The following is a 24253-nucleotide window of genomic DNA, read 5'->3' on the forward strand; positions in this document are numbered from 1 at the left end:
CCTAAATGTTTTACTACGATAGTGTGCTAAACAAGAACTACAAGTAGTTGTTAGTTCGGCATGAAACATCAGGAAAGGCCGTATCAGCCCATCGAAAATTATGGCGTCATTGGCAATTTAAAAACAGTTGCGCTGGTATCGTTAAATGGGTCTATCGATTTTATGTGCTTTCCCCGGTTCGATTCGCCTTCCATATTTGCTTCGTTGTTAGATTCGCAGCAGGGCGGTTACTTTTCTGTAGAGCCCGACCTGCCCGATTATACCACCAAGCAGCTCTACCTGCCCGGCACCGCCGTATTGCTCACCCGCTACTTTTCCGATTCGGGCATAGCCGAATTAACCGACTATATGCCCTTGTCTGTTGAAAAAGACAAGGCTGTAAATTCCATAGTAAGAACCATAAAAACAGTACGGGGAAACATCAACTTCAAAATAAACTGTGTGCCCCGGTTTGATTATGCCCTGGCCAATCATCAGGTAGAGATCAACAACAACGAGATCCTATTCACCAGTATAAACGATGGTGGCGCCAAACTCAGGCTCATGGCCGATATTCCGCTGAGCATTAAAGAGAACAACGGCTACGCTGAGTTTACGCTGGCCGAGTCGGAAGTGGCTCACATTGTGTTGGAGTATGTTACCGAGGGAGATGAAAGGCAATTTACACCCATTAAGTATTACGTTGATAAAACCTACCAGCATACCGTAAAGGAGTGGCGCAGTTGGATCAATAAAACGACTTATAAGGGACACTATAGCGACCTGATCCGCCGCTCTGCTATAACGTTGAAGCTGCTTACCTCGGCCGAGTTTGGCTCGGTGGTTGCCGCGCCAACCTTTGGTATCCCCGAAACTTTAGGGGGCAACAGAAACTGGGACTATCGTTTTACCTGGATCCGTGATGCCGCCTTTACCATGTATGCTTTCCTGCGCTTGGGTTTATACGATGAGGCAACCGATTTTATTAACTGGATCATGCAGCTTTGCCGCGAAACCGATTTGCAATTGCTTTACGGTATTGATGGTAAACCCGGAATAGAAGAAAAAGAACTTGATCATTTAGATGGTTATAAGGGCTCTAAACCCGTGCGCATAGGTAACGGGGCAGCCAAACAATTACAAATTGATATCTATGGCGAACTGATTGATACCATTTATATTTACAACAAAGATCACAAGCCCATTACCTATGAGTTTTGGACGCTTATTGTTACGCAGATAGAATGTGTAATTAAAAACTGGAAGCTGCCCGACCATGGTATTTGGGAAATACGAAACGAAAAGCGGGAGTTTTTACACACGCGTTTAATGTGCTGGGTGGCCTTAGACCGGGCCATTAAAATAGCGCAGCACCGTTCTTTTCCATACCCGGAAACGGAGTGGCATGGTGTGCGTGATGAGATTTACAACGATATTTATCATAATTTTTGGAACGAGAAGATTGGCGCCTGGGTACAATACAAAGGTGCTGATAATGTAGATGCCAGTGCATTGCTGATGCCCCTCGTTCATTACATAGCTCCGCAGGAACCACGCTGGCTTTCTACTTTAGAGGTCATAGGTAAAGAATTGCGCCTGGATGTGCTTATCTACCGCTACCAAAACCATTTAACCCAAATAGACGGTTTAGATGGTGAAGAAGGTACTTTCAACATGTGCTCGTTCTGGTATATAGAAGCTTTAGCCAAAAGCGGACAGGTTGAAGCCGCGGTAGAAAACTTTGAAAAAATGATAGGGTACGCTAACCATTTGAACTTGTTTAGTGAAGAATTAGGTAAAAAAAGTGAGCATTTGGGTAATTTTCCCCAAGCCTTTACACACCTTGCGCTAATTAGTGCTGCAGTAGAGCTAAACAAACAGATTAGCCGGTTGAAAGATTGACGTACTAAAAATGTCCTGAAAATTATAGCATTGCATCATGTTGCGTTTAGTTCTGCTTATCATCTTATTCCTGGCCTCGCTGCTCGCCATTTTTAATGCGCCTGCCTATTATTTATGGCTGCTGGCTATTTTGGTAACAGAGTTTTGCTGGATTTTTATTGCCATCACGCTGTTGATTTTAATATCAGGCTTTTGGGTAAGTAAGTATAAAATTGGGGGCAGTGTAGTGGGGGTACTTGCCTTGCTATTGTTTGTTTCGCCTTTGGTTAGGGCGTCTATGGTTGCAGGCCACATTAAAAGTGAAATGCAGGCCGCTCTGGGTAATGGTAAGCCACTCGTGTACCCGAACAATAGAGAACCTTTTTCTCTTACACAGCTGTTTCAAAAAGCCAATATAAGTTCAAGTCAATCGCTAACTTACATCCACTATGCCGATACGGCATTAACGCTCGACTATTATCCTGCCCGGGCTACCGGCAAACGGCCATGCTTAGTGGTTATTCACGGCGGCTCGTGGAGCAGCGGCGATAGTAAGCAACTCCCCGAATTAAACAGCTATTTAAGCAACATAGGCTATCAGGTGGCTTCGGTTAACTACCGGCTGGCACCCAAATACAAAGCCCCTGCTACTATGGAAGATGTGCAAAACGCGCTTAATTATTTAAAGTTACATGCCGATAGTCTGCAGATAGATACCAGCCAATTTGTGCTGTTAGGACGCTCGGCCGGAGCTCAAATAGCGTTGCTGGCTGCTTATGCCACGCCTCACACCGGTATAAAAGCAGTGATAGATTTTTATGGGCCGGCCGATATGGTTTGGGGTTATTCGTTGCCGGCTAACCCGCTGGTGATGGATTCAAGGCTGGTAATGGAGCGTTACTTAGGAGGAACATACAAACAGGTTCCGCAGGCTTATGCGGCCAGTTCGCCTATCGAATACGTTAACCGGCAAACGGTGCCCACATTAATTATTCATGGCGGCAACGATGTATTGGTAGCTTATGAACACAGCACCCGCTTAAACGCAAAGTTGCAGCAAAACAACATCAGTCATTACTGGCTAAAACTGCCCTGGGCCACCCATGGGTTCGATTATAACCTTAACGGACCCGGCGGACAGCTATCAACTTACGCCGTAGAAACATTCCTGAGAAAGGTTGCTCCATAAGCACACGAGCGAGGGCGCTCTTCAGATAGCAATTAGGAATTCACCGCTTCCTGCTCTTCAATAGGCAGATCATCCATTTTAACGGCATCGCCTACAATAATATTTCCGCCCTGAATAATACGTGCAGTAATACCGCCGTGGCCGCGTACTGCATTATAGCCGCCCGCGCCAAGCACTTCCTCCATACGTGAGCAGGGGTGGCATTCGCCGGTGTATTCCAGCAAAACGTTGCCCACCCAAAAACGGCGGTCTTTAAGCGCATGTAAGTTAATACCCTCAATTACAATATTCCGCCTGATGATACCGGGGTTTAAATCGGGCAGTTGCATAACCGAAGCTATCAGGTCTATGTGTTCCTTTTGAATGAGGGTAACCTGCCGTTTACTGGTGGCCGATCCTGAAAAGTGATCGCCGGCCAGTCCTTTCAAAGTAATGGCTTCCACCTCGTTTAGCGGTTGCAGTGTGGCTTTGCGTTTAGGCCTGATGCCTATCCAGTTTACCTGCCCTTGCTGCGGCATGGTGTTCATTAATTTTTGTAAAGGCGATTTGGCTGATAGCTTCATGATGGTGTTACTTCAATTATAGTACCAGTTCGGCATGTAGCCTTATTAAAGTGGCTTGCGGGTCGGCCGTAAAACCCGGATGCACCTTTGAGGCCTGCACCACCGTACTGCGCGTAGCAGTAAGCCACCTGAAGCGCGATGCCGCATCCAGCTTGCCAATAGGGCCGCCTTGCGCGTTGCCTTCACAAATATTTTTAAAGGCTTGCAGGTTGCCGGCTAAGGCATCAACATCTAAAAATTTGCAAAAAGCTTGTAAGCGCTCTTGGTCAACCGTAAAAATGCATTGTAAAAACTTTAGTTTGGAGCAAAATAGAATGACACCCACGTTTATAAACTCCTCGCGCTCTACCCTGGGTACCACGCGTACTACGGCGTACTCAAATAAGTGATGCTCGGGCATGTTGTGCTTCGGTTGTAAAGGTGGATGATGACGCAATGCGGGTAGTTAAAAACTGGTAGTAAACCTCGCGGCGCTGTTCGGCCGTATCTTCGGTAGAGGCATCGGTCAGCCAATCCTCAGGTATCAGGTTCACTACGGCGCGGATAAAGTCGTTGGTTAAAATGGCTTTAAACTCGGTGTCAACGGTATCCAACTGGCTGGCCCAGGGTAGCAGTACATGGTCTTTAACCTGTATAAAAGGCCGCTTGGCCTGCTCGGCCCAGTTATGCCAGGAATGATGAAAGTACAGAGCCGCACCATGATCTATAAGCCATAACTCTTTATGCCACATGAGCATATTGGTATTACGCGGGGTACGGTCAACATTGGTCAGCAGGCAATCCAGCCATACGATCTTTGAAGAAAGCTCATCATCTAAACAGGTAACGGTTGGGTCGTAAGTTATAGCGCCCGACAGGTAATGCAGCGCCAGGTTAAGCCCGGTGCTGGCTTTGAGCAGGTCTTGTATCTCTTCGTCGGGCTCAGTGCGGCCAAAAGCAGTATCCAGGTTAGCAAAAACCAGTTCGGGTACTCTAAAGCCTAAAGCACGCGCAATTTCACAGCCTAACAGTTCAGCTATCAACGCCTTAACGCCTTGCCCCGCACCGCGAAACTTGAGTACATATAAAAATTCATCGTCGGCCTCGGCAATGGCGGGCAGCGAGCCGCCTTCGCGCAGCGGCGTTACATAGCGCATTACCTTAACCGTACGCAATTGCAGTGGGTTGTTCATATTTTAACGATCACAGGGGCCTGTTTTGGTTACGCCTCAGCCTAAGGATGTTCAAAGATACATTCATCCGGCTTAAAATGAGTTTTTGAACCACGGATACGATACATTTTTTCAATATTGGTAATTGTGTAGCACCATGGCCGGTGTTTGCAAAAATCGTATACATTTGCATATATACACCATCAGCATGGCTACCACCAATACGCTATACCTTAACGCCCTGCAACTGTTAAAGCAGCTCATCAGTATTCAATCTTTCAGTAAAGAGGAGGAAGGGACCGCTACTGCTATTCAAACTTTTTTTAGCCAGCATGGCGTGCCCACGCAGCGTAAATTAAATAACATTTGGGCTTACAATAAGTATTTTGATGAGGATAAGCCTACTATCCTGCTCAATTCGCACCACGATACCGTGAAGCCCAACTCAGGATATACCCGTAACCCGCTCGACCCTGCCATGGAGGACCATAAGCTGTACGGGCTGGGTAGTAACGATGCCGGCGGATGCCTGGTGTCGCTCATCAGCACGTTTCTGCATTTTTATGAGCGTCTTGATCTGAACTATAACTTTTGTATAGCGGCTACAGCCGAAGAAGAGATTTCGGGCGTAAACGGCCTCGAATTGATAATTCCTGATTTAGACGAGTTAGAGTTTGCCATTGTAGGCGAACCTACCTTAATGCAATTAGCCGTGGCCGAACGTGGCCTTATGGTACTGGATTGTACGGCCCACGGTAAATCGGGCCATGCTGCGCGCGAGGAGGGAGACAATGCCATTTATAAGGCACTGGCCGATATTGAATGGTTCCGTACCTATAAGTTCCCGTTAGAGTCAGATTTATTCGGGCCTATTAAAATGTCGGTTACGGTTATCAATGCCGGGTCGCAGCATAACGTGGTACCTGCCACCTGTAGTTTCACGGTGGATGTAAGGGTGACCGATGCCTACCGTAACGAGGAAGTGCTAAGTATCATCAGGGAGCACGTTAGCTGCGAAGTGGTGCCCCGTTCGGTAAGGCTCAAACCATCATCAATAGATCGTAATCATCCCATTGTACAGGCGGGCCTGGCTTTGGGTCGTACTACTTACGGCTCGCCAACCACATCCGATCAGGCTTTGCTCGATATTCCATCCCTTAAAATGGGCCCCGGCGATTCGGCACGTTCGCACACCGCCGATGAATTTATTTATGTGGATGAAATTAAAGAAGGCATAGAACTGTACATACAAATGCTCGAAAGTATTAACTAATTATTTATGGAATTTGGTAAAGTAGCCGACGCGCAATTACTCGAAATAGATTTTACTTTACCGCCCGATGCCGCCATCACTACGGCCACGCTTAGCCGGTCTAAAAACAAGCAGCCCCTACAGGTTTATGTAGGCTGTGCCAGTTGGGGCCAAAAGGTGTGGAAGGGCAACCTGTTTCCGCCCAAAACCAAAGATGCCGATTTCCTCTCGGAGTATGTGAAGCACTTTAACATGATTGAGTTAAATGCTACGCATTACCGCATGTACGATGCCGAAACCATTACTAAATGGAAGAATAAAGCAGCTGCAAACCCGGGGTTTAAGTTTTGCCCCAAAGTAAACCAGCTTATTAGCCATATTAAAAGGTTAAAAGGTGCCGATGAGCTTACAACCTCGTTCTTGGAAAGTATGCTGGCCTTTGAAGAAAAGTTAGGCCCCATATTTTTGCAGATGAGCGATAACTACCTGCCTAAAAACTTTGCCGAACTTGAAATTTATCTTGAAAGCCTGCCGCGCGACCTGCCCATATTTACTGAGTTGCGACACCGCGACTGGTTTGCCGATGATGCTCACCGTAATGCGGCATTCCAATTAATGCAACGGCTGGGCATAGGCGCCATTATTACCGATACTGCCGGCCGCCGCGATGTGATCCATATGGCCCTGCCCACCAACGATGCCTTTATACGATTTGTAGGCAATGCACTGCACCCAACAGATTACATAAGGATTGAGAGTTGGGTAGAACGCATTAAACAGTGGGCTAACCAAGGCTTGCGAGCGGTTTATTTTGGCATGCACCAGTCTGATGAAGTGGCTGCACCCATTTTATGCGATTATTTAATTGAGCGGCTTAACAAGGAGTTAAACCTCAGCATTGCCCGGCCACGGCTGCAAGCTCCTGCAAACGAACTTTTCTAATTGAAGTCTTGTCTCTGTACTATTAGAGCAGATTAATAGCTGTCTATTAATAGAACTGTGATTTATATTATCTATCTAAAATTCTATCTATAACTTAAAACGCGTATTTAACGCATAGGTAAACCAGTATTAATTACGGGTATTGTCAAGTTTTTATACCGTAAAATTGCTGTTGGAGTTCCCGGAGCTTTAACCTTATAATTGATTACGATTTTACGATACTAATTTTTACGATCATGTTTAATAACGCTGGTATAAATAAGGTGTTTTTGGTGGGCTACGTAAGTAGTACTCCACGCTTAAACCAGCAGGCCGATGGGCAGTGGTTTTACTGCTTTCCTTTAGCCACCAATGAATACATAAAAAAGCGCGACAGTATGGTTGAGCATACCGAGTGGCACCAGGTTAAGATCCCGACCAGGCAATTTGCCGAAACCGTTCCACAACTGGACAAAGGAAACCTCATCTACCTGGAAGGTAGAATAAAAACCAACGCTTATACCGATGAGCAGGGCATAAAACGTTACATCTCTGAAGTGGTATCGGTAACGTTTCGCGTATTAAGCAATAGCGTTTATAAAGGAGAAGCCGAAGCGGCGCAGGCTTAGTGTTCCTTTTTACGCTTCATTAAGCCCCCGGTGGTATCATCAATACTTTGCTGAATAATGAATGCTGCCGGGTCTAACTTTAAGATCTTGTCTTTGATAGCCGGTACCTCCAAGCGGGTTAATACGGTGAAAATAATATCGCGCGGGTCGTTAATGTGTCCGTCTTTACCATAACCGCTTTTACCCTGGTAAACAGTTACGCCACGGCCCAGCTGCATGGTAATTACCTTACGTATCACCTCGCTTTTGGCCGATATTACCGTAATGCCTATATACTGATCTAAACCATTCAGAATAAAATCCATCATCTTAGAAGCCGATACATAGGTTAGGATGGAGTATAAAGCCGATTCTATCCCCAACAGGAAAGCTGCAGCCCCGAAAATGATCACGTTCAGGATCAACACAATATCGCTCACTTTCAATATCTGAGCCTTTTTACTCAACAGCAGTGCGGCTATTTCGGTTCCGTCTAATACAGCGCCGCCTCTTATGGCAAAGCCAATACCTACACCTATAAAAAACCCGCCAAATACGGCGGTTAATAATTTATCTGAGGTTACATCAGGAAAATGAATTAATGCTAAACAAAGTGATAAACCGGCAATGGCAGTAGTGCTTTTAATGGCAAAACCTAAACCTAACCTGCGGTAGCCTAATATTAAGAATGGAACGTTGATTACAAAAAGCAGAACAGCAATAGGGATGTGTGTAATATCGGCCAGGAGCATAGATATACCCGTAACGCCGCCATCAATAAAATGGCTGGAAAGTAAAAAGCCCTTTAAACCCAAACTGGCCGAAAATATGCCCAGCACAATCAAAACCCAATCAATAATTAGTTTTTCTCTGGTTGCCTTAATGTTTTTATTAGTGATAGATGTTCCCATTTAATCCAAATAAGCGTTACGTTGGCCGAAATATACAAAAATCAGGCTTAGTTTTTGATATGTTACGACTATGAACGCCAAGGCAAAAACTATATTGATTGCGGATGATGATAAAGCTATAGTAGATTCTATTGGTGCCATACTCGATCTTTTGGGGTATGAAGTGCTTAAGGTGCCCGACGGAACCTCTGTTATAGACGCAGTTAAGGCGCTGCCTGATTTGATTTTACTGGACATACAAATGCCCGGACATAACGGACAAACGGTTTGCCGCCAACTAAAGCGGCAGGCCTCCACTAAAGACATTCCTGTTATTATTGTTTCGGCCAGTATGGATATCAAAGATAAAGCCCGCGAAGCCGGCGCCGACGACTATTTGGAAAAACCTTTTGATATGAATGTTTTACAGCAAAAGGTGTTCAATTTGCTGAACAGGCAGTATTAGTTATTAGTATATACCCACCCAATACAGATGCTTTAACACCCAAAGGTTGTTACGAGCGGATTATAATAAATATCATATCAGTCAAAACTGTCAGTCTGAGCTTGTCGAAGACTTTTACGCTTTCCAAGTCTTTGACAAGCTCAGACTAACAGTAGTGTAATAACAATTGCGATCATAGGCTTAAGTAATTAGTACGTGCTTAACTACCAATGCCATAATATAATTCCTATCTTGCAAAATTATCATAGATACTGTGACTTTTAACGATTTTAATTTTAACGAGCAATTGGCCGAAGGCCTGCTCAGCATGGGTTATAAAACGCCAACTGCTATACAGCAAATGGCTATCCCGGTAGTAATGGAAGGCAAGGATGTAATTGCCTGTGCGCAAACGGGTACCGGTAAAACGGCTTCTTACCTGTTGCCTGTGCTTAACCTGATAGGGCAGAACCCCAAGCATCAGATAAGCACCCTTATATTAGCGCCCACACGTGAACTTGCCCAGCAAATAGACCAGCAGGTAGAAGGCCTGGCCTACTTTACTGAAATAAGCTCTATAGCCATTTTTGGTGGCGGCGATGGTATGGCTTACGAAAGCCAAAAACGTGGCATTACCAATAAGGTAGACATCTTGATTGCTACTCCCGGCCGCTTAATTTCCTTTTTAACCTCAGGGTCGCTTAAATTGAGCCATCTCGAGTATTTAATATTGGATGAGGCCGACCGTATGCTGGATATGGGTTTTCAGGAAGATATTATGCGCATTATTAGCTACCTGCCTGCAAAAAGGCAAACGCTGATGTTTTCGGCCACCATGCCGGGACGCATCCGTACTTTGGCTAAATCTATATTGAACGAGCCCGAGCAGATAAACATTGCCATATCGCAACCTGCCGTTGGTATAACTCAGCAGATATATAAGGTACACGACGAGCAGAAAACCAAATTATTGGTAGGCTTGCTTAAAAGCGGCACTTACACCAGCATCATCGTTTTTGCATCTACCAAAGAAAAGGTGAAAGCTTTGTATAAAGAATTGAAGTCGGCCGGTATTAACGTAAACGCTTTCCATTCCGATATACAGCAAAACGAGCGCGAAGAAATATTGCTGCAATTCAAAAACAAGCAGTTGCCGGTTATTATTGGTACCGATGCCCTATCTCGCGGTATTGATGTAGAAGGGATTGACCTGGTAGTGAATTACGACGTACCCGGCGATCCGGAGGATTACATTCACCGCATTGGCCGTACCGCACGTGCCGCCACTAAAGGCACCGCCATTACCTTTGTTAATGAACGCGATCAACGCAAATTCCGTAGCATTCAGGAACTGATAGACAAGGAAATTGACGAGATAGCACTGCCTGCCGAATTGGGAGAAGCACCGAAGTTCAGGCCCGAATCGCCTAACCAAAGGCCACACCGCGGCAAAAGTTCAGGCAATAAATACAAAGGCCGCAAGCCCAACGGCGGACCTAAGCAACAGGCTAAGGGGTAGTTTTTCTCAGTCTGAGTGCTAAGGAGAATCTTATTACTTCTTGTAAATCCGTCATATACAAGTTCAAACAAGATCTCTCACTAACGTTCGAGATGACATATTAGGAGAGTTTTACTCCCAAGCTCCCGTCATTTCGAGTGCTAACGAGAAATCTTGTTACTTCTTGTAAATCCGTCATATAAGAGTTCAAACAAGATCTCTCACTAACGTTCGAGATGACATGTTAGGAGAGTTTTACTCCCAAGCTCCTGTCATTTCGAGTGCTAACGAGAAATCTTGTTACTTCCTGCCTATCTGTTATATGCATTGTTCAAAAAAGATCTCTCATTATCGTTCGAGATGACAAATTGGAATAGCTTTACTCCCAAACTTCTGTCATTTCGAGTGCTAACGAGAAATCTTGTTACTTCCTGCCTATCTGTTATATGCATTGTTCAAACAAGATCTCTCATTATCGTTCGAGATGACATGTTAGGAGAGTTTTACTCTCAAGCTCCTGTCATTTCGAGTCCTAACTAGAAATCTTGTTACTTCCTGCCTATCTGTTATATGCATTGTTCAAACAAGATCTCTCATTATCGTTCGAGATGACAAATTGGAATAGCTTTACTCCCAAACTTCTGTCATTTCGAGTGCTAACGAGAAATCTTGTTACTACAATAAATTCTAAGACATGCAGGCTAATTAAAGCTTCTAACCCGTAGGAAGAATACGTTTATTCAGGATTTATTTCTTTATTTAAAAACTTTATTTCCGGATTCAAAGATTTGATCAAATCCCATTTCTTTTCTCTTCTCCATTTTTTGATCTTTTTTTCACGGCTGATTGCTTCCTCAATGTGTACGAAACGTTCATAATGAATTAGATAATAGCAATGATACTTCCCGGCGAAAGTACTTGGATTCCCTCTATTTTCGTAATGCTCGTATAAGCGTCGGCTGAGATCATTGGTAACGCCTACATATAAAATGCTTTTATCACGGTTGGTGACAATGTAGATGAAGAAGTTATAATTCCACATGGAGTTTAAGCTACATTAACGTTTGATTGTTTGTGAATTAATGGGTTTCCAATAACGTTCGGTTGCATAAAGGTGCTTTTTGATTGCTAACGAGAGTTTTGTTTATCATATAAATTTACCATATGCATGTCCAAACAAGATCTCTCACTATCGTTCGAGATGACAGATTGGATAGTGTATCATCAAACTCATGTCATTTCGAGTGTTAACGAGAAATCTTGTTACTTCCTGCAGATTCGATTATATGCAGGGAGTATTAGAATATCTTACTATCGCTTGAGATGACAAGTTGATTACTTCAAATCCCACTTCTCCACCCATTCCGGGTAGCGGTTAAGCACTTGTTGCGGATTATAGGTGTACCAGCCATAACCCGAGCGGCGTTCACGGGCTACTTCGGCCAAAGAATATACTACTTTGCTGTTGCGGTTGCAAAACAACGGGCGGTGAGTTTGCAGTTCGTAGTAGCGTGTCCAGATAGGCGGGGCGGTGGCATCCTGTACCACCATACGATCAATGTGTGATATGGTGAACTGGCTGGTATCGGGCGCAGCGGGAATAGTTTTTACCCGGATACCTTCGATCTGCGATTCTTTAAACCAGCTTACCGCATGTTTAACCGCATTTATTACTTTTTCGTTTGGATGGTCCAGATCCATCAGTAATAATACAATGCCTGCACTTTCTGCATTGCAGATAGATGGTGGTTCGAATGCACGTGCCCAGGTAGGTTTTAATGTAATTTCATCATGCTGCTGGCACCATGCGGTAAGCTCGCCAAAATCATTGATCTGGGTGTTGATGATACAATCTATGCCTTTGTTGAAAGCTACTTCTGTCTTGCGGCGCATAGCGGCGTTGATAAACTGGTAAGGAGCTTTATTGTCTTTAATACCGCGCAGCACTTCCATAATGCCGGTAAACACATCGTCGTTGTAAGTAATGTATCGGCTGTAATCTTTATGTAATGGGTAATACTGCGGCCAGCCGCCGTTCTCGTACTGGGCATCTAAAATATACTTTAACCCGCTAATGGCAGCTTTGCTGTATTTTTGATCGTGGGTGCCTTCATAAATTTGTGCGAGGCAGGCCACGTGCGAGTAAGAGGTGCTGTTATCGAAAGTAGTATTCAGGTTGTTCTTATCCTTCAACAAGCTGTCTTTTTGGTCGGCGGTTAAAATGGCCGTCATGTCATAATTTTTGGGCCAGCCGCCGTTGCTTTTTTGGTAAAGCAAAATGTTATCGCCTATGGCAGCCAGGTTAGTCCAATGATACCGGGGCTGGTTGTATTTTGGGTTAATTACGTTGTGCTTATCCTTTATACCATACCAATGCTGTGCGCTGCTGTTAAATACGGTGCTATCAATACCTTGTTCCGCAGGTTTACCCTGTGCATAGGAGTACCTGCAAACCAACGCAAGTACTGTTAAGTAAAATAGTTTTCTCATAACCAAGTATTAAAGTTACGGATTTAGAAATATGGACAATAGCGCTCCGGCTACAATTTTATGTGCCAATGTGTAACAAAGCGTGACTTTTTATTGACCCGGCATTTAATTATATTGGCGTTATGAAATGCAAACTCAACTCCCTTTCACTGGTACCCGCTGTGGTACTGCTGCTATCTTCGGGTTTGGCCCGGGCGCAAAACAGCGTTATTGACCAAATTGTAAAAGAAGGTAACGAAAACTCTCAACTCGAAAAACTGGCCCACGAACTTATTGACGGTGTTGGCCCGCGGTTAGTAGGCACGCCGCAAATGCTCAAGGCCAATGAGTGGGCCGTAGCTAAATATAAAAGCTGGGGTGTAAGTGCCCGTAACGAAAAGTGGGGCGAATGGCGCGGCTGGGAAAGAGGCGTTTCGCATATTGATATGGTGTACCCGAGGGTAAAATCGTTAGAAGGTACGCAATTGGCCTGGAGCCCCGGCATGGGCAACAAAATCGTAACCGCCGAACTGGTGATACTGCCAGACCTGGCCGACTCTGTAGCTTTTCAAAAATGGCTGCCAACCGTACAGGGTAAATTTGTGATGATCTCTATGGCGCAGCCTACCGGCCGTCCCGACGATAACTGGCAAACCTTTGCCACCAAAGAATCTTTTGATAAGATGAAAGCCGCCCGCACCGCACAAACCGATGCCTGGCGCAGCCGTATTACCAAAACCGGCTTTACAGCACGTACCTTACCGGTAGCTTTAGAAAATGCGGGTGCGGCAGGTATCATTACCAGCAACTGGTCGGCAGGGTTTGGGGTTGATAAAATATTCAGCGCTTATACCAAAAAAGTGCCTACGGTTGATATTGCTTTGGAGGATTACGGTTTGCTATACCGCCTTACTGAAAGCGGTAACAAGCCCAAGATCAGCATGCACACCGAATCGAAAGAACTGGGTGTAGTGCCAACTTACAACACTTTGGCCGAAATTAAAGGTTCACAAAAAGCCAGCGAGTATGTAATGCTTTCGGCTCATTTTGACTCATGGGATGGCGGCACCGGCGCAACCGATAATGGTACCGGTACGTTGACGATGATGGAAGCCATGCGCATCCTTAAAAAAGTGTACCCTAAACCAAAGCGTACTATTTTAGTAGGCCACTGGGGCAGCGAAGAAGAAGGTTTGAACGGTTCGCGCGCATTTGTGGAAGATCACCCCGAAATTGTAAAGAACCTGCAAGCGCTGTTTAACCAGGACAACGGTACGGGTAGAGTAGTAAATATTGGCGGACAAGGCTTTGCTCATGCTAAAGAATACATTACCCGCTGGTTGGCGGCAGTACCTTCTAACATGCGCGATTCTATCAAAACCAGCTTTCCGGGTATGCCGGGTGCAGGCGGGTCAGATTTTGCCTCATTTGTAGCGGCCGGTGCGCCGGGCTTTTCGCTAAGCTCGTTAAGCTGGAGCTACGGTAACTATACATGGCATACCAACCGCGATACGTATGACAAGATCGTGTTTGATGATGTTCGCAAGAACGCCATTTTAGCTGCCATCCTGATTTACATGGCCAGCGAAGATCCGGAAAGAACATCCACCGAAAAAGCAGTACTGGGCAACAACCCACGCACCGGTCAACCCATGAAATGGCCTGAGCCGGTTAAAGTTACCCGCCGGGGCGGATTAGACAACTAAGAAACTTTTGAAACGATAAAAAAAGCGGGCGATATTCATCGTCCGCTTTTTTGTTTTAGAACATTGGAGTAATGCATCATCGGTGTATGACTAGCGATGTAAATCATCTAAAAAAATTGAAGCTTTCAATCTTGACTTTTGCAGTCGAAGACAATTGAAATAACTCACAAATCTCAATTGAAGAAAAATCTAATAAAATAAGGAAATATGAAGTTTTGCGAGCCAAACATGAAGTTTTCTGAGGTTGAGATTTAGCAGGATGCCATTATTATGATGCCCCCAATCGGCCTTGCTACCACAAAAAAAGCCGCCCTGTAAACAAGGCGGCTTCTCAAAAATTGATGAACTTAAAGGGGTATTAACTCTTCGGATTCATGGCTTCGGTTATACGATCAGATAGATCCTGAAGGTGATAAGTGCTCATAGAATCAGAAATTGTAGCCGATTTGATCATGGCGTTGATAGCGCGTAATTGTGCTTTAGCTACAGATACAGCATCTGTTTGTTCCGGGTCGCGCGGTGCGCCACCACGGCCACCAAAGGCAACTGCTTGTGCAGCAGCGTTTGCAGGTGCCGGTTTAACCATGTCTATCAGTTTGTCTACATATAGCTTTTGAAGGTTACGGCGGTAAACGTCAATGGCCTGGTTGCTCTTTACCTCGCGGAAGATCATGTTTTGCATGTCGCCCATAAAGTCGGTTACCTTGTAGGCCTTGGCACCGTCCATAGCCTCGGCAGCTACCAGTTTATTAAATACACGCGGCGTAACAATGCGGTTGAGCACAGCATCCTGGCGGGTGTAAATTACTTGTAACGGGCTGGCACCTATATCATTTAGCACCTGCTGATTTAATAACCAGGTTGGTGTTGTAAACAGTTGCTTGTCCAGGAAAGTCATAGCCTCGCGCTGCGTTGCAGCAGAGGTATTTTCATACACCGGACCGGCTTGGTCTGTGCTCTTAGGGTTTTCGTAAATACCGCCAATGTTCTTAGCCACATGGCCCATGTAACGGCCAAATTGGGTGGTTAACTGGTTGTACATATTCTCCAGATCGTCGTAGCCTTCGCCTTCCTGCTTGGTCCATTCAGGTAATTTTACTAAGATGCGTTGCAGGTTTTTGATGCCGTATGTGCTGGCTACCATAGCGTTATCGCTCAAATCTTCATTTTGTGAATGCGGATCATCGGGATTAGTTTCGGTTCCAAACCAAAGGCGACGGTTTTTGGCACTTTCAATGGCCATTTTGTTTAGCTCTTCTTTTTCGACATCAGGGCCTTTGTTGCCTAAGTATTTATAGCCCCATTCAATGGCCCATTTATCGTAATCGCCAATGCGTGGGTACAAGCCTTTAGCGCTAATGTTATCTTCGGGCTGTGCTACATAGTTAAAGCGGGCGTAGTCCATAATAGATGGGGTGTGGCCGTTAGCTTCAACAAAGGCTTTATCGCGCAGTTTTTCAACCGGAACGCTTGAACTTGAGCCATAGTTGTGGCGCAAACCTAAAGTATGGCCTACCTCGTGCGATGATACGAAGCGAATCAAATCTCCCATCAGCTTATCATCAAAGGTCATTTTACGGGCACGCGGGTCAACTGCTGCGGTTTGGATCATGTACCAATCATGCACCAGTTTCATTACGTTGTGGTACCAGTTAATGTGTGTTTCCAATATCTCGCCACTACGTGGATCAGAGATGTGCGGACCGCTTGCATTTTCTGTTTCTGAAGGTTTGTAAACAATTACCGAGTGGCTGGCATCTTCCATACTCCAGGTAGAATCTTGCTTGGCCGTAGGTGCAACCTTGGCTACGATGGCATTTTTAAAGCCGGCTTTTTCAAAAGCAACTTGCCAATCGTTTATACCCGCCATTAAGTAAGGAATCCATTTTTTTGGCGTAGCCGGGTCAATGTAATATACAATTTGCTTTTTGGGTTCAACCAGTTCTCCGCGTTTGTATTTGGCCATGTCGGCTGCTTTAGGCTCCAGCCGCCAGCGCGCGATCAGCTGCACATCTTTAACACCTTGAGGGTTCAAATCAAAGTCGGTATAGCTGCTGGTGAAGTAACCTACACGTGGGTCGAAATAACGGCCTTTCATAGGTACGTTAGGCAAGATCACTAAGGATGTATTCAACTCCACCGTTACTGATCCGTTGGCTGCGTTAGCGCCGCCGGCAGTAGGGGCAGGGGCACCGCCACCACGGCCAAAAGGCGAAGCTGCGGCAAGCAAGCCGTACGTTTTAACGGTACTTATTTCTACGTTGTTTGCATAACTGCGAACGTTTTCAATATAACTGCGGTCGGTTAATAAGTTACCTAAGCGAATACGTTGTTTAGATTGTGGAGAGCTGAAGAAAAACACCTCGTTATCGCCGTTAATGTAATCGGTCATATCTATCACCGTACCTTTATTATCGGGCGAAAAGGCAGCAATGTTAAACGCTGCGGCAATAGCTTGAATGTTGGAACGCTGAACAGCCTGGTACATTGATTTTGTACTATCGGCACTGTAAGCGCGGTAAGATATTTTACGCATGAAAATGCGGTTATTAGGACCTTTTTCAAACTTTATTACCGTGTTACCAATCTGGTCGCCGGCGTAGCCGTCGGCAGCCCTCACATCGGCTCCTGCACGTGCAATACGGCTAACCACTAAAATTTCGCGGTTTAAAATACTATCACCAATTTCAAAATAGTATTTATCATCTACTTTGTGGGTTTTAAACAAGCCTGCACGGGTTACCGCCTTGTCGGTAATGATGGTTTTGTAAGGACGCGGAACAGCACGTTGCTGTGTTACATTGCCTGCAAAGCCACCGGGTATTGCTGCCCGGCGTGCAGAACTGTCTGCCCGGCCTTGCGCAAAGCTGCCCGTAGCCACGGCTGCAAATGCCACGGTTAGTAAAAATTTATTCATTTCGGGGAGTTAATTATTTATCAACTAAATGTAAACCAAAGAAATAAATTTGCGCAGCTTATAACCTTAATGTTACAAACATTTAAATTGTGTGTCTCTCACTCACCCGTTTGTTTACATAGGCCATTTATACTATTTTAGTTGATGCTTTTTACCGAAGACTTTTTGCATTACGTATGGAAATTTAAGTTGTTAGATTTTCGCAACCTGCAAACCACCGAAGGGGAAGCTGTGGAAGTAATTGCTGCCGGTATGCGTAATTTTGATTCCGGGGCTGATTTTCAAAATGCCCGTATCAAAATAGGCGATACGCTTTGGGCCGGCAATGTTGAAATTCATGTGGCATCTGCCGACTGGCACCAACACAATCACAGTAACGACGATGCCTATAAGAACGTGATTTTGCATGTGGTTTACCGCAATAATCAACCGATTATGCTGCCCAATGGCAAGCCGCTGCCTACCATAGAACTCGTTAACCGTATCTCTGCTGAACTGTATGGGCGTTACCATCAAATGGTTTATGGTAACCAGCAAATAATTCCATGCGAGGGCACCATTAAAACGGTAAATAGCCTATCAATGCATAACTGGTTAACCCGTGTTTTAGTCGAAAGATTGGAGAAGAAATCGGTTACGGTAATTAATGCACTGCAAATAAATACCGGTAACTGGGAAGAAACCTTTTACCAGTTTTTAGCTGCTAACTTTGGCTTTAAAATTAATGCGCTGCCTTTTGAGTTGATGGCTAAAAGCTTACCCCAAAGTTTGCTGGCTAAGCATAAAACCAACGCCTTGCAAATTGAAACACTCATTTTTGGCCAGGCCGGTTTTTTAGAAGATGATTTTGCGGAACCTTATCCCTTAAAACTCAAAGGAGAATATAGCTACCTAAAGAAGAAGTACAACCTTGTTCCTATAGAAAAGCATCTATGGAAATTCTTACGTCTGCGGCCTTCAAATTTTCCGACGGTTAGGCTGGCGCAGTTCGCTGGCTTAATAACGCAATGTAATCACCTGTTTTCTAAAATATTAGAGGAACAAACAGTAGCCGGATTGCGGAAACTTTTTAGTACTATTGTTGTTAACGAGTATTGGGACACTCATTACAGGTTCGGCGTAGTATCAAAACCAGCAGTTAAATCTTTTGGTAATACTTCTGTTGACCTATTGCTGTTAAATACCGTTGCTGTGTTTTTGTTTAGCTATGGCAAGCACTACCAACTGCACAGTTATACCAATCGTAGTTTGGAACTGCTGGAAAGTTTACCGCTTGAACAAAACCACGTAGTGAATGAATTTAAAGAGCTGGGGGTAAAAGCAAAAAGTGCTTTTGAATCGCAGGCGTTATTGGAGTTAAGACGAAGTTATTGTGACCTCAAGAAGTGCCTGCAATGTGGAATTGGAAATGAAATTTTAAATACAAACAGATGATACAGCGCATTCTTACCTTTTTTGAAAGATACTCATTTGGAGTATGCACCTATTTAGGTGAGTGGTTAAATATCTCTATCTCTAAAATCCGTTTATTTTTTATCTATTCGTCCTTTTTATCGGTGGGCTTCCCGCTGGTATTCTATTTTTTCGCTGGTATTGTGTTGGATATTCGTCACTACATTAAGCGTATGCGCGCCAGGGTGATGGATTGGTAATCAAAACTATCTGTCCTTGAATTAGCTTGCCAGTTTTAACTCAATATCTTTCAACAACGAGTCTATCCCTGCGGTTTTAACCATGTTGCCGCTAAGTATACCTTGCGGTTTAAATGCATAAACGTAATTATCATAGTTCTTGCCTGTAATAAGCATTACGGGTATTTCTTTGATCGTGTCAATCGATTTAATTGCACGGCTTAATACCAAGCTATCCATTTGCGACATCATGCTGTCGAGCAGGATAAGGTCAGGCTGGCACTTTGAAATTTCTGTGAAAACCTTATACGAACGGCTTAGAGGGCATACCTCGTAACCTTTGCAATCAAGTATTTGCGAAAGCATGTTCAACTCCATCAAATCTTCATCAATAATCATTATGCGCTTACTCATTGGTTGGTAGGTTTATATATAATCAATGTTCAATTTACATGCCACGAGTTATGCCATTACTTCAATTAATTTAAAATATATAAAATAGGATATAATATCTTCGTGATATTGTTTAAAATGAAAAAAGAGCTTTTGTTAATTGCAAAATCTCTTTTTATTTGTATGATAGATGATGTATGGTCAGGTAGCCTGTTGATTGCCCTGACTGATGTTTTGTTTCTTAGATTGAGCCGCACGAAATGATTCCAAATCTCTTTGCAACGTTTTTTTCAACTCAATGTCTATCGCCTTAGCCAGAATTTTAATAGTATTTAATGTTTTCATAAGGCAATTTATTTAGTTGTATTAAATTATACATTAAATGTATGCCAGTAATGAATTAAAATAGCAGAGGCTGAAAAGCTCTGAAATTACACGGATAAACTTTGGGATGTATACAATTGCATACATGCTAAAGTCTAATTAATTATAAATGAGTGACGTGAAGAAGAATACTTAATTTTTTGAGGTAAGGAGGTTAACTTTATCAACCAGTTCTTTTAAATCGAAAGGCTTAGAGATAACAGCTTCGCAGCCAAAAGACGGATAATCAACATTCCGGTTAATATACGCCGAAAATATGATCACGGGGATGTGCTTGAGTGTGCTATCAGCCTTGAATTGTTTACAAATTTCGCCACCGTTGCCATCGTTCAGCAAGAAATCTAAGATCACTAAGTCGGGGTGGTAATCACGTGCTACTTGTAAAATATTATTACTGGTACAAGTAGTATGTACATCGAAGTTTTCATAAGAAAGTACTTCGTTAACAACTTCTAAAATATCCTGGTTATCATCCAACACCAATATACGCTTCAACATCAATAGGACTAATTAGGGGTCAAAAATAAATAGCAGTGCCGCCATTTAATATGCCAAAGGTAGCAATACTATGACGCCTAATAAAACCGGGGGACTCAATTTTATGTAAAAATTATGTAACTATAAATAAAAATATTTAACAAATAAGAGTTTTTGGTGTCAAAATGCTGATTTATAAGACTGTTGTTTGCACCAGTTACAATTATTGCTTCGATATAATTTCGGATGTAATGTTGATGCTGAGTGCAACTATAGCGGTATTAAAGGCAAAAGATATGAGGCTGTGAATCCATGTAAGTCTTCGCATTTTACGAGAAGTAATATTAATATCAGATACTTGGAAAGCTACACCAATATTAAAAGAATAATATACAAAATCAAGATAATCTGGCTCTTTTTCGTTTGGAAACTCTAAGCCACAAGCCGGCTTTTTACTTCCATCATCGTTGTTGGTATCATAATATTGATGTGCATAGCGCAATGTAAATACGGTATGCACAAGCCACCAGGAAATAATAACAGAGCTAATGGTTAATATGACATGCCCCGTTACCTGCGCCGTAGACGCATGTTCGGGCGATTTCATCAAAAAGGCGATGGACAGTAAGCTTATTAACGAGCCTGCAAGTACAAATAGAAATATAAACGTGCGGCTTGAATCCTGAAGGGTGGCAATCTTGTGCAGATCGCGCGGATGGATAGTGATTATAGTGATCCACTCCGGGATGATCAGGCTGAAAGCAAAAGATATCCAGCTGATCAATATGGTTTCGGTTACCGGTAATGCCGATTTGATAGCAAACGCAACTATCAAACTTACCACAATGGCTATAATGAGCCGGTAGTGCGCATCTAAATGAAAGGCAATTTCTTTTTCGGCCTTTTGGCTAATATTATCGGGCATGGTGCAAGTTATAAGAAAGTTATGGCAAATGATACTGGTTACCAGCCATTTGTTTTTTAATCTTCTTCAACAATTTGCGCTACCCGGCCTATTTGTCCATCTTCAAGCCGCACCTTAATTCCGCGCGAGTGGTAGGTGGCGCTGGTAAGCAGGCTTTGTACAATGCCACGCGTTAGTTGACCGCTGCGCTGGTCTTTTTTTAGGATAATATCAACCTCTAAACCGGGGTATATGTCTTTGCGGTTTTGTCCGTTCATGGCAGTCTTCTTATTTAACTAGTTCGCGAATAGCGTCGGCTGTTTTTTCAAAGTTGAAGTTCTTGAGCAGGTTAATCATTGCTTCGGTTATTTCGAGATTCCCCAAATTACCTATGCTACCCTCGTGGGTATGGTTTACCGTTTTATTGGGGTTAAAGTTGCCTTCTTCAATAGCCAATCCTACCCGTTTGTAAGCATCGCGGAAAGGTACACCATCCAGCACCTGGCGGTTAACTTCTTCTACGCTGAAAAGGTACGCATAACGCGGATCATCTAAAATGTTGGTTTTAACGGTAACGTGCTGCAGCATAAAACTGGCCATGTGCAGGCAGGTTTTGATTTCTGTAAAGGCAGGGAACAGCAATTCTTTAAGCAACTGCATTTCACGGTGATAGCCCGATGGCAGGTTAGTGGTCATCATGGCAATATCGTTGGGCAAAGCTTGCAGGCGGTTGCACTTTCCACGCATAATTTCCCAAACATCGGGGTTCTTTTTATGCGGCATAATGCTGCTGCCCGTGGTGAGGTTTTCGGGGTAGCTAACAAAAGCAAAGTTCTGGCTCAGGTACAAGGTTTGATCCATAGCCATTTTAGCCAGGGTTGCAGCCACGGCAGATAGGGCCTGTGCAATAATGCGCTCGGTTTTACCACGGCCCATTTGGGCATAAACCACATTATAGTTCAGGCTTTCAAAACCCAGTAGCTGTGTAGTTAAAGTGCGGTTTAAAGGAAATGATGAGCCATACCCGGCTGCCGAACCTAACGGATTTTTATTGGTGATCTTATAAGCAGCCAACAAAAGCTCCAAATCATCGGTCAAACTTTCGGCATAAGCGCCAAACCATAAACCGAAGGATGAAGGCATAGCCACCTGCAAATGTGTGTAACCGGGCAGTAATACGTCTTTGTGCTTATTGCTTAGTTCGATAAGTAAGGTGAAAAGCTGCTGAACTTCTTCAACTACTTGCTGTAATTCGCTACGAAAAAAAAGTTTTAGATCTACCAGTACCTGGTCGTTACGGCTGCGGCCGCTATGAATTTTTTTACCGGCATCGCCAATACGGCGGGTAAGCAGCATTTCTACTTGTGAGTGTACATCCTCCACTCCATCTTCTATTTCAAAGCTATTGTTCTCAATATCGGCATAAATGGCTTTAAGCTCTTGCTGTACAAGTTGCAGATCTTCGGCACTCATGAGGCCAATGGTTTGCAGCATTTGGGTATGCGCTAAAGAACCCAGTACATCAAAGGCGGCCATTTGCCGGTCAAACTCGCGGTCGCGGCCAACGGTAAAGCTTTCAACCAGTTCGTTAACGTTTGTAGTTTTTTGCCACAGCTTACTCATGCTGCAAATATGTGAAAAAATGTGTATTGCTCCTGTATAAATAGCAATGCCGGGAACAGGTCCCGGCGTTGCTATTAGGAGGTTAGGAAATACTATAAAAACATTCCGCCCGATACCTCAATGCGCTGGGCATTTATCCAGCGGGCTTCATCGGTGCATAAAAAGGCAACTACGCCGCCAATATCATCGGGCAAACCAACGCGGCCTAAGGCAGTTTGTGAGGCTATGCCTTTATTAATTTCTTCATTATCGCGCACCATGCCACCGCCAAAATCGGTTTCTATGGCGCCTGGAGCCACTATATTAACGGCAATGCCGCGTGCGCCTAACTCTTTGGCCTGGTACTTGGTTAACGTTTCCATAGCGCCTTTCATACTGGCGTAAGCCGCATAACCCGGTGTGGCGAAACGTGCTAATCCGCTCGATATGTTTACAATGCGGCCACCATCGGCCAGTACCGACAAGGCCTTTTGAGTTAAAAAGAAAGCCCCTTTAAAGTGAATGTTCATTAGGTTATCAAACTGCTCTTCGGTAGTTTGGGCAAAAGAAGCATGGATGCCGATACCTGCGTTGTTTATCAAAAAGTCAAATTTGTTGGTGCTGAAGGTAGTGCTTAATACACCGCTTAACAACTGGATAAAAGTATCAAAGCTCTTAGCTTCGCCTGTATTCAATTGCAGGGCAGCAGCTTTTTGTCCGGCTTGTTCTATCTCGGCTACTACTTTGTCAGCTTCTTCGCGGTTACTGTTGTAAGTAATAATTACATCAATACCTTTTTGGGCAATGGCCAGTGCCATGTTTTTACCCAGTCCGCGGCTGCCGCCGGTTACCAGGGCTATTTTGTTTGTTGTGCTCATAGTTGATTTGTTAAGTATGATACAAATTTACAGCCCCGGTGTTCGGTATTTATGGTGATACCTTCAGTTTAAATGGTGAGTGTTTCAGTTTTTGATACCTCAACAATTTCAGACTGCATTTTCTCGCGGTACTTTTTAGGTGTGGTGCCTTCAAACCGCTTGAAAAATTTTACAAAATTAGATGGATCATAGGTTAGCCTGATGGCAATTTCAGATACAGCTACTTTAGTTTCCCGCAATTGCTTACGCGCAATATCCATGATCTTTTCCTCATAAAAATAACAAGGCGATTGGCCTGTCACCAGTTTAATGGTGTTGCTTAAGTGGCGTGCATCAATATGCATATCATCAGCAAAATCTCTGATCTCGTACATGTCCATTACTCGGTTAGCCAAAATGTCTTCCAGGTGTCTGTCTACCGCCATGAGATAATCGGCCGTAATTTCGCGCTGGCGAAGCATGATCTTTTTAGGAAGTTTGATCTCGGTATTCATAACAGGAACTGTATAATTAAA

At 44.0% G+C, this 24253-nt stretch carries 25 protein-coding genes; 10 read left to right on the forward strand and 15 right to left on the reverse strand.

Translation table 11 applies throughout. The annotated features are described in order from the left end of the window. Positions 1–60: 60 nt before the first annotated feature. Together IEV61_RS07910 and IEV61_RS07915 are read left to right on the forward strand one after the other, a co-directional pair. Positions 61–1881: a glycoside hydrolase family 15 protein gene (locus tag IEV61_RS07910; protein ID WP_188415450.1), complete on the forward strand. Its 1821-nt coding sequence runs from the start codon at positions 61–63 to the stop codon at positions 1879–1881. A gap of 37 nt (positions 1882–1918) precedes the next feature. Then, complete coding sequence (locus IEV61_RS07915) at positions 1919–3049, forward strand: alpha/beta hydrolase fold domain-containing protein (RefSeq protein WP_188415452.1); 1131 nt, start codon at positions 1919–1921, stop codon at positions 3047–3049. Between the two features lie 32 nt (positions 3050–3081). Here IEV61_RS07915 and IEV61_RS07920 read toward each other — a convergent pair whose 3' ends face one another. Genes IEV61_RS07920 through IEV61_RS07930 form a run of 3 tightly spaced genes read right to left on the reverse strand, consistent with a single transcriptional unit; the run spans position 3082 to position 4784 of the window. Further along, on the reverse strand, positions 3082–3612 hold the full coding sequence (locus IEV61_RS07920; protein WP_188415454.1) for an MOSC domain-containing protein: 531 nt from the start codon (positions 3610–3612) through the stop codon (positions 3082–3084). A 16-nt stretch (positions 3613–3628) separates the two neighbouring features. After that, positions 3629–4012: a DUF3037 domain-containing protein gene (locus IEV61_RS07925; protein ID WP_188415455.1), complete on the reverse strand. Its 384-nt coding sequence runs from the start codon at positions 4010–4012 to the stop codon at positions 3629–3631. Further along, positions 3990–4784, reverse strand: coding sequence for a HipA family kinase (locus IEV61_RS07930; protein WP_188415457.1), 795 nt, complete (start codon positions 4782–4784; stop codon positions 3990–3992). The genes IEV61_RS07925 and IEV61_RS07930 overlap by 23 nt, the downstream gene beginning before the upstream one ends. 187 nt (positions 4785–4971) lie before the next feature. Here IEV61_RS07930 and IEV61_RS07935 point away from each other — a divergent pair, with 187 nt between their 5' ends. The 3 genes from IEV61_RS07935 to IEV61_RS07945 all read left to right on the forward strand — a co-directional run bounded on the left by IEV61_RS07935 (position 4972) and on the right by IEV61_RS07945 (position 7565). Next, positions 4972–6036, forward strand: coding sequence for a M20 family metallo-hydrolase (locus tag IEV61_RS07935; RefSeq protein WP_188415638.1), 1065 nt, complete (start codon positions 4972–4974; stop codon positions 6034–6036). A gap of 6 nt (positions 6037–6042) precedes the next feature. Then, entirely contained in the window at positions 6043–6957 is a 915-nt protein-coding gene (locus tag IEV61_RS07940; RefSeq protein ID WP_188415459.1) for a DUF72 domain-containing protein, read from the forward strand. A 236-nt stretch (positions 6958–7193) separates the two neighbouring features. Next, positions 7194–7565, forward strand: a complete 372-nt coding sequence (locus IEV61_RS07945) for a single-stranded DNA-binding protein (RefSeq protein ID WP_188415461.1) — start codon at positions 7194–7196, stop codon at positions 7563–7565. Here IEV61_RS07945 and IEV61_RS07950 read toward each other — a convergent pair. Then, a complete protein-coding gene (locus IEV61_RS07950) occupies positions 7562–8455 on the reverse strand; it encodes a YitT family protein (RefSeq protein ID WP_188415463.1) in 894 nt (297 codons plus the stop codon). The genes IEV61_RS07945 and IEV61_RS07950 overlap by 4 nt on opposite strands. A 70-nt stretch (positions 8456–8525) precedes the next feature. Between IEV61_RS07950 and IEV61_RS07955 the strand changes: the two genes are divergently transcribed. Beyond that, entirely contained in the window at positions 8526–8900 is a 375-nt protein-coding gene (locus IEV61_RS07955; RefSeq protein WP_188415465.1) for a response regulator, read from the forward strand. 253 nt (positions 8901–9153) lie between these two features. Next, the gene (locus IEV61_RS07960) at positions 9154–10398 is read left to right on the forward strand and encodes a DEAD/DEAH box helicase (protein ID WP_188415467.1); all 1245 of its coding nucleotides are present in this window, start codon (positions 9154–9156) and stop codon (positions 10396–10398) included. A 715-nt stretch (positions 10399–11113) separates the two neighbouring features. On the opposite strand, the gene IEV61_RS07965 is transcribed toward IEV61_RS07960, so the two are convergent. Together IEV61_RS07965 and pelA are read right to left on the reverse strand one after the other, a co-directional pair. Continuing rightward, positions 11114–11419 (reverse strand): GIY-YIG nuclease family protein, encoded by a 306-nt coding sequence (locus IEV61_RS07965; RefSeq protein ID WP_188415468.1) that lies wholly within the window; start codon positions 11417–11419, stop codon positions 11114–11116. 293 nt (positions 11420–11712) lie between these two features. Further along, positions 11713–12867 carry a pectate lyase gene (gene pelA, locus IEV61_RS07970; RefSeq protein ID WP_188415470.1) on the reverse strand — a complete coding sequence of 385 codons (1155 nt, stop codon included), beginning with the start codon at positions 12865–12867 and terminating at the stop codon, positions 11713–11715. Between the two features lie 122 nt (positions 12868–12989). On the opposite strand from pelA, the gene IEV61_RS07975 reads away from it, so the two are divergent. Then, on the forward strand, positions 12990–14552 hold the full coding sequence (locus IEV61_RS07975; RefSeq protein ID WP_188415472.1) for a M20/M25/M40 family metallo-hydrolase: 1563 nt from the start codon (positions 12990–12992) through the stop codon (positions 14550–14552). A gap of 358 nt (positions 14553–14910) precedes the next feature. On the opposite strand, the gene IEV61_RS07980 is transcribed toward IEV61_RS07975, so the two are convergent. Next, positions 14911–17469 carry a zinc-dependent metalloprotease gene (locus tag IEV61_RS07980; protein WP_188415474.1) on the reverse strand — a complete coding sequence of 853 codons (2559 nt, stop codon included), beginning with the start codon at positions 17467–17469 and terminating at the stop codon, positions 14911–14913. A 144-nt stretch (positions 17470–17613) separates the two neighbouring features. Between IEV61_RS07980 and IEV61_RS07985 the strand changes: the two genes are divergently transcribed. Both IEV61_RS07985 and IEV61_RS07990 read left to right on the forward strand, forming a co-directional pair. Continuing rightward, a complete protein-coding gene (locus tag IEV61_RS07985) occupies positions 17614–18903 on the forward strand; it encodes a DUF2851 family protein (protein WP_188415476.1) in 1290 nt (429 codons plus the stop codon). Next, on the forward strand, positions 18900–19121 hold the full coding sequence (locus IEV61_RS07990; RefSeq protein ID WP_188415478.1) for a PspC domain-containing protein: 222 nt from the start codon (positions 18900–18902) through the stop codon (positions 19119–19121). The genes IEV61_RS07985 and IEV61_RS07990 overlap by 4 nt, the downstream gene beginning before the upstream one ends. A gap of 21 nt (positions 19122–19142) precedes the next feature. On the opposite strand, the gene IEV61_RS07995 is transcribed toward IEV61_RS07990, so the two are convergent. The 8 genes from IEV61_RS07995 to IEV61_RS08030 all read right to left on the reverse strand — a co-directional run bounded on the left by IEV61_RS07995 (position 19143) and on the right by IEV61_RS08030 (position 24232). Continuing rightward, on the reverse strand, positions 19143–19514 hold the full coding sequence (locus IEV61_RS07995; RefSeq protein ID WP_188415480.1) for a response regulator: 372 nt from the start codon (positions 19512–19514) through the stop codon (positions 19143–19145). Positions 19515–19694: 180 nt separating this feature from the next. Next, on the reverse strand, positions 19695–19838 hold the full coding sequence (locus IEV61_RS08000; RefSeq protein WP_188415482.1) for a hypothetical protein: 144 nt from the start codon (positions 19836–19838) through the stop codon (positions 19695–19697). Between the two features lie 171 nt (positions 19839–20009). After that, entirely contained in the window at positions 20010–20375 is a 366-nt protein-coding gene (locus IEV61_RS08005; RefSeq protein WP_188415483.1) for a response regulator, read from the reverse strand. A 202-nt stretch (positions 20376–20577) separates the two neighbouring features. Further along, entirely contained in the window at positions 20578–21279 is a 702-nt protein-coding gene (locus IEV61_RS08010; RefSeq protein WP_188415484.1) for a DUF1345 domain-containing protein, read from the reverse strand. 56 nt (positions 21280–21335) lie between these two features. After that, positions 21336–21536 carry a YwbE family protein gene (locus tag IEV61_RS08015; RefSeq protein ID WP_188415485.1) on the reverse strand — a complete coding sequence of 67 codons (201 nt, stop codon included), beginning with the start codon at positions 21534–21536 and terminating at the stop codon, positions 21336–21338. A 10-nt stretch (positions 21537–21546) separates the two neighbouring features. Continuing rightward, complete coding sequence (gene argH, locus IEV61_RS08020; protein ID WP_188415486.1) at positions 21547–22881, reverse strand: argininosuccinate lyase; 1335 nt, start codon at positions 22879–22881, stop codon at positions 21547–21549. 92 nt (positions 22882–22973) lie between these two features. Next, on the reverse strand, positions 22974–23738 hold the full coding sequence (locus IEV61_RS08025) for an SDR family NAD(P)-dependent oxidoreductase (RefSeq protein ID WP_188415487.1): 765 nt from the start codon (positions 23736–23738) through the stop codon (positions 22974–22976). A gap of 68 nt (positions 23739–23806) precedes the next feature. Further along, positions 23807–24232, reverse strand: coding sequence for a helix-turn-helix domain-containing protein (locus IEV61_RS08030; protein WP_188415489.1), 426 nt, complete (start codon positions 24230–24232; stop codon positions 23807–23809). Positions 24233–24253: the final 21 nt, after the last annotated feature.

Origin of the sequence: Mucilaginibacter galii, from assembly GCF_014635825.1 — a bacterium.
Classification (GTDB): domain Bacteria; phylum Bacteroidota; class Bacteroidia; order Sphingobacteriales; family Sphingobacteriaceae; genus Mucilaginibacter; species Mucilaginibacter galii.

Excerpts from the sequence above, each read along its gene's own strand:
- IEV61_RS08000 (WP_188415482.1), bottom strand. The coding sequence starts at position 19,838 with ATGAAAACATTAAATACTATTAAAATTCTGGCTAAGGCGATAGACATT.
- IEV61_RS08025 (WP_188415487.1), bottom strand. The coding sequence starts at position 23,738 with ATGAGCACAACAAACAAAATAGCCCTGGTAACCGGCGGCAGCCGCGGA.
- IEV61_RS07975 (WP_188415472.1), top strand. The coding sequence starts at position 12,990 with ATGAAATGCAAACTCAACTCCCTTTCACTGGTACCCGCTGTGGTACTG.
- IEV61_RS07985 (WP_188415476.1), top strand. The coding sequence starts at position 17,614 with ATGCTTTTTACCGAAGACTTTTTGCATTACGTATGGAAATTTAAGTTG.
- IEV61_RS07995 (WP_188415480.1), bottom strand. The coding sequence starts at position 19,514 with ATGAGTAAGCGCATAATGATTATTGATGAAGATTTGATGGAGTTGAAC.
- IEV61_RS07980 (WP_188415474.1), bottom strand. The coding sequence starts at position 17,469 with ATGAATAAATTTTTACTAACCGTGGCATTTGCAGCCGTGGCTACGGGC.
- IEV61_RS07935 (WP_188415638.1), top strand. The coding sequence starts at position 4,972 with ATGGCTACCACCAATACGCTATACCTTAACGCCCTGCAACTGTTAAAG.
- IEV61_RS08015 (WP_188415485.1), bottom strand. The coding sequence starts at position 21,536 with ATGAACGGACAAAACCGCAAAGACATATACCCCGGTTTAGAGGTTGAT.
- IEV61_RS07990 (WP_188415478.1), top strand. The coding sequence starts at position 18,900 with ATGATACAGCGCATTCTTACCTTTTTTGAAAGATACTCATTTGGAGTA.
- IEV61_RS07945 (WP_188415461.1), top strand. The coding sequence starts at position 7,194 with ATGTTTAATAACGCTGGTATAAATAAGGTGTTTTTGGTGGGCTACGTA.
- IEV61_RS07955 (WP_188415465.1), top strand. The coding sequence starts at position 8,526 with ATGAACGCCAAGGCAAAAACTATATTGATTGCGGATGATGATAAAGCT.
- IEV61_RS07910 (WP_188415450.1), top strand. The coding sequence starts at position 61 with ATGAAACATCAGGAAAGGCCGTATCAGCCCATCGAAAATTATGGCGTC.
- IEV61_RS08030 (WP_188415489.1), bottom strand. The coding sequence starts at position 24,232 with ATGAATACCGAGATCAAACTTCCTAAAAAGATCATGCTTCGCCAGCGC.
- IEV61_RS08005 (WP_188415483.1), bottom strand. The coding sequence starts at position 20,375 with ATGTTGAAGCGTATATTGGTGTTGGATGATAACCAGGATATTTTAGAA.
- IEV61_RS07925 (WP_188415455.1), bottom strand. The coding sequence starts at position 4,012 with ATGCCCGAGCATCACTTATTTGAGTACGCCGTAGTACGCGTGGTACCC.
- IEV61_RS07950 (WP_188415463.1), bottom strand. The coding sequence starts at position 8,455 with ATGGGAACATCTATCACTAATAAAAACATTAAGGCAACCAGAGAAAAA.
- argH (WP_188415486.1), bottom strand. The coding sequence starts at position 22,881 with ATGAGTAAGCTGTGGCAAAAAACTACAAACGTTAACGAACTGGTTGAA.
- IEV61_RS07915 (WP_188415452.1), top strand. The coding sequence starts at position 1,919 with ATGTTGCGTTTAGTTCTGCTTATCATCTTATTCCTGGCCTCGCTGCTC.
- IEV61_RS07940 (WP_188415459.1), top strand. The coding sequence starts at position 6,043 with ATGGAATTTGGTAAAGTAGCCGACGCGCAATTACTCGAAATAGATTTT.
- IEV61_RS07965 (WP_188415468.1), bottom strand. The coding sequence starts at position 11,419 with ATGTGGAATTATAACTTCTTCATCTACATTGTCACCAACCGTGATAAA.
- pelA (WP_188415470.1), bottom strand. The coding sequence starts at position 12,867 with ATGAGAAAACTATTTTACTTAACAGTACTTGCGTTGGTTTGCAGGTAC.
- IEV61_RS07920 (WP_188415454.1), bottom strand. The coding sequence starts at position 3,612 with ATGAAGCTATCAGCCAAATCGCCTTTACAAAAATTAATGAACACCATG.
- IEV61_RS07930 (WP_188415457.1), bottom strand. The coding sequence starts at position 4,784 with ATGAACAACCCACTGCAATTGCGTACGGTTAAGGTAATGCGCTATGTA.
- IEV61_RS08010 (WP_188415484.1), bottom strand. The coding sequence starts at position 21,279 with ATGCCCGATAATATTAGCCAAAAGGCCGAAAAAGAAATTGCCTTTCAT.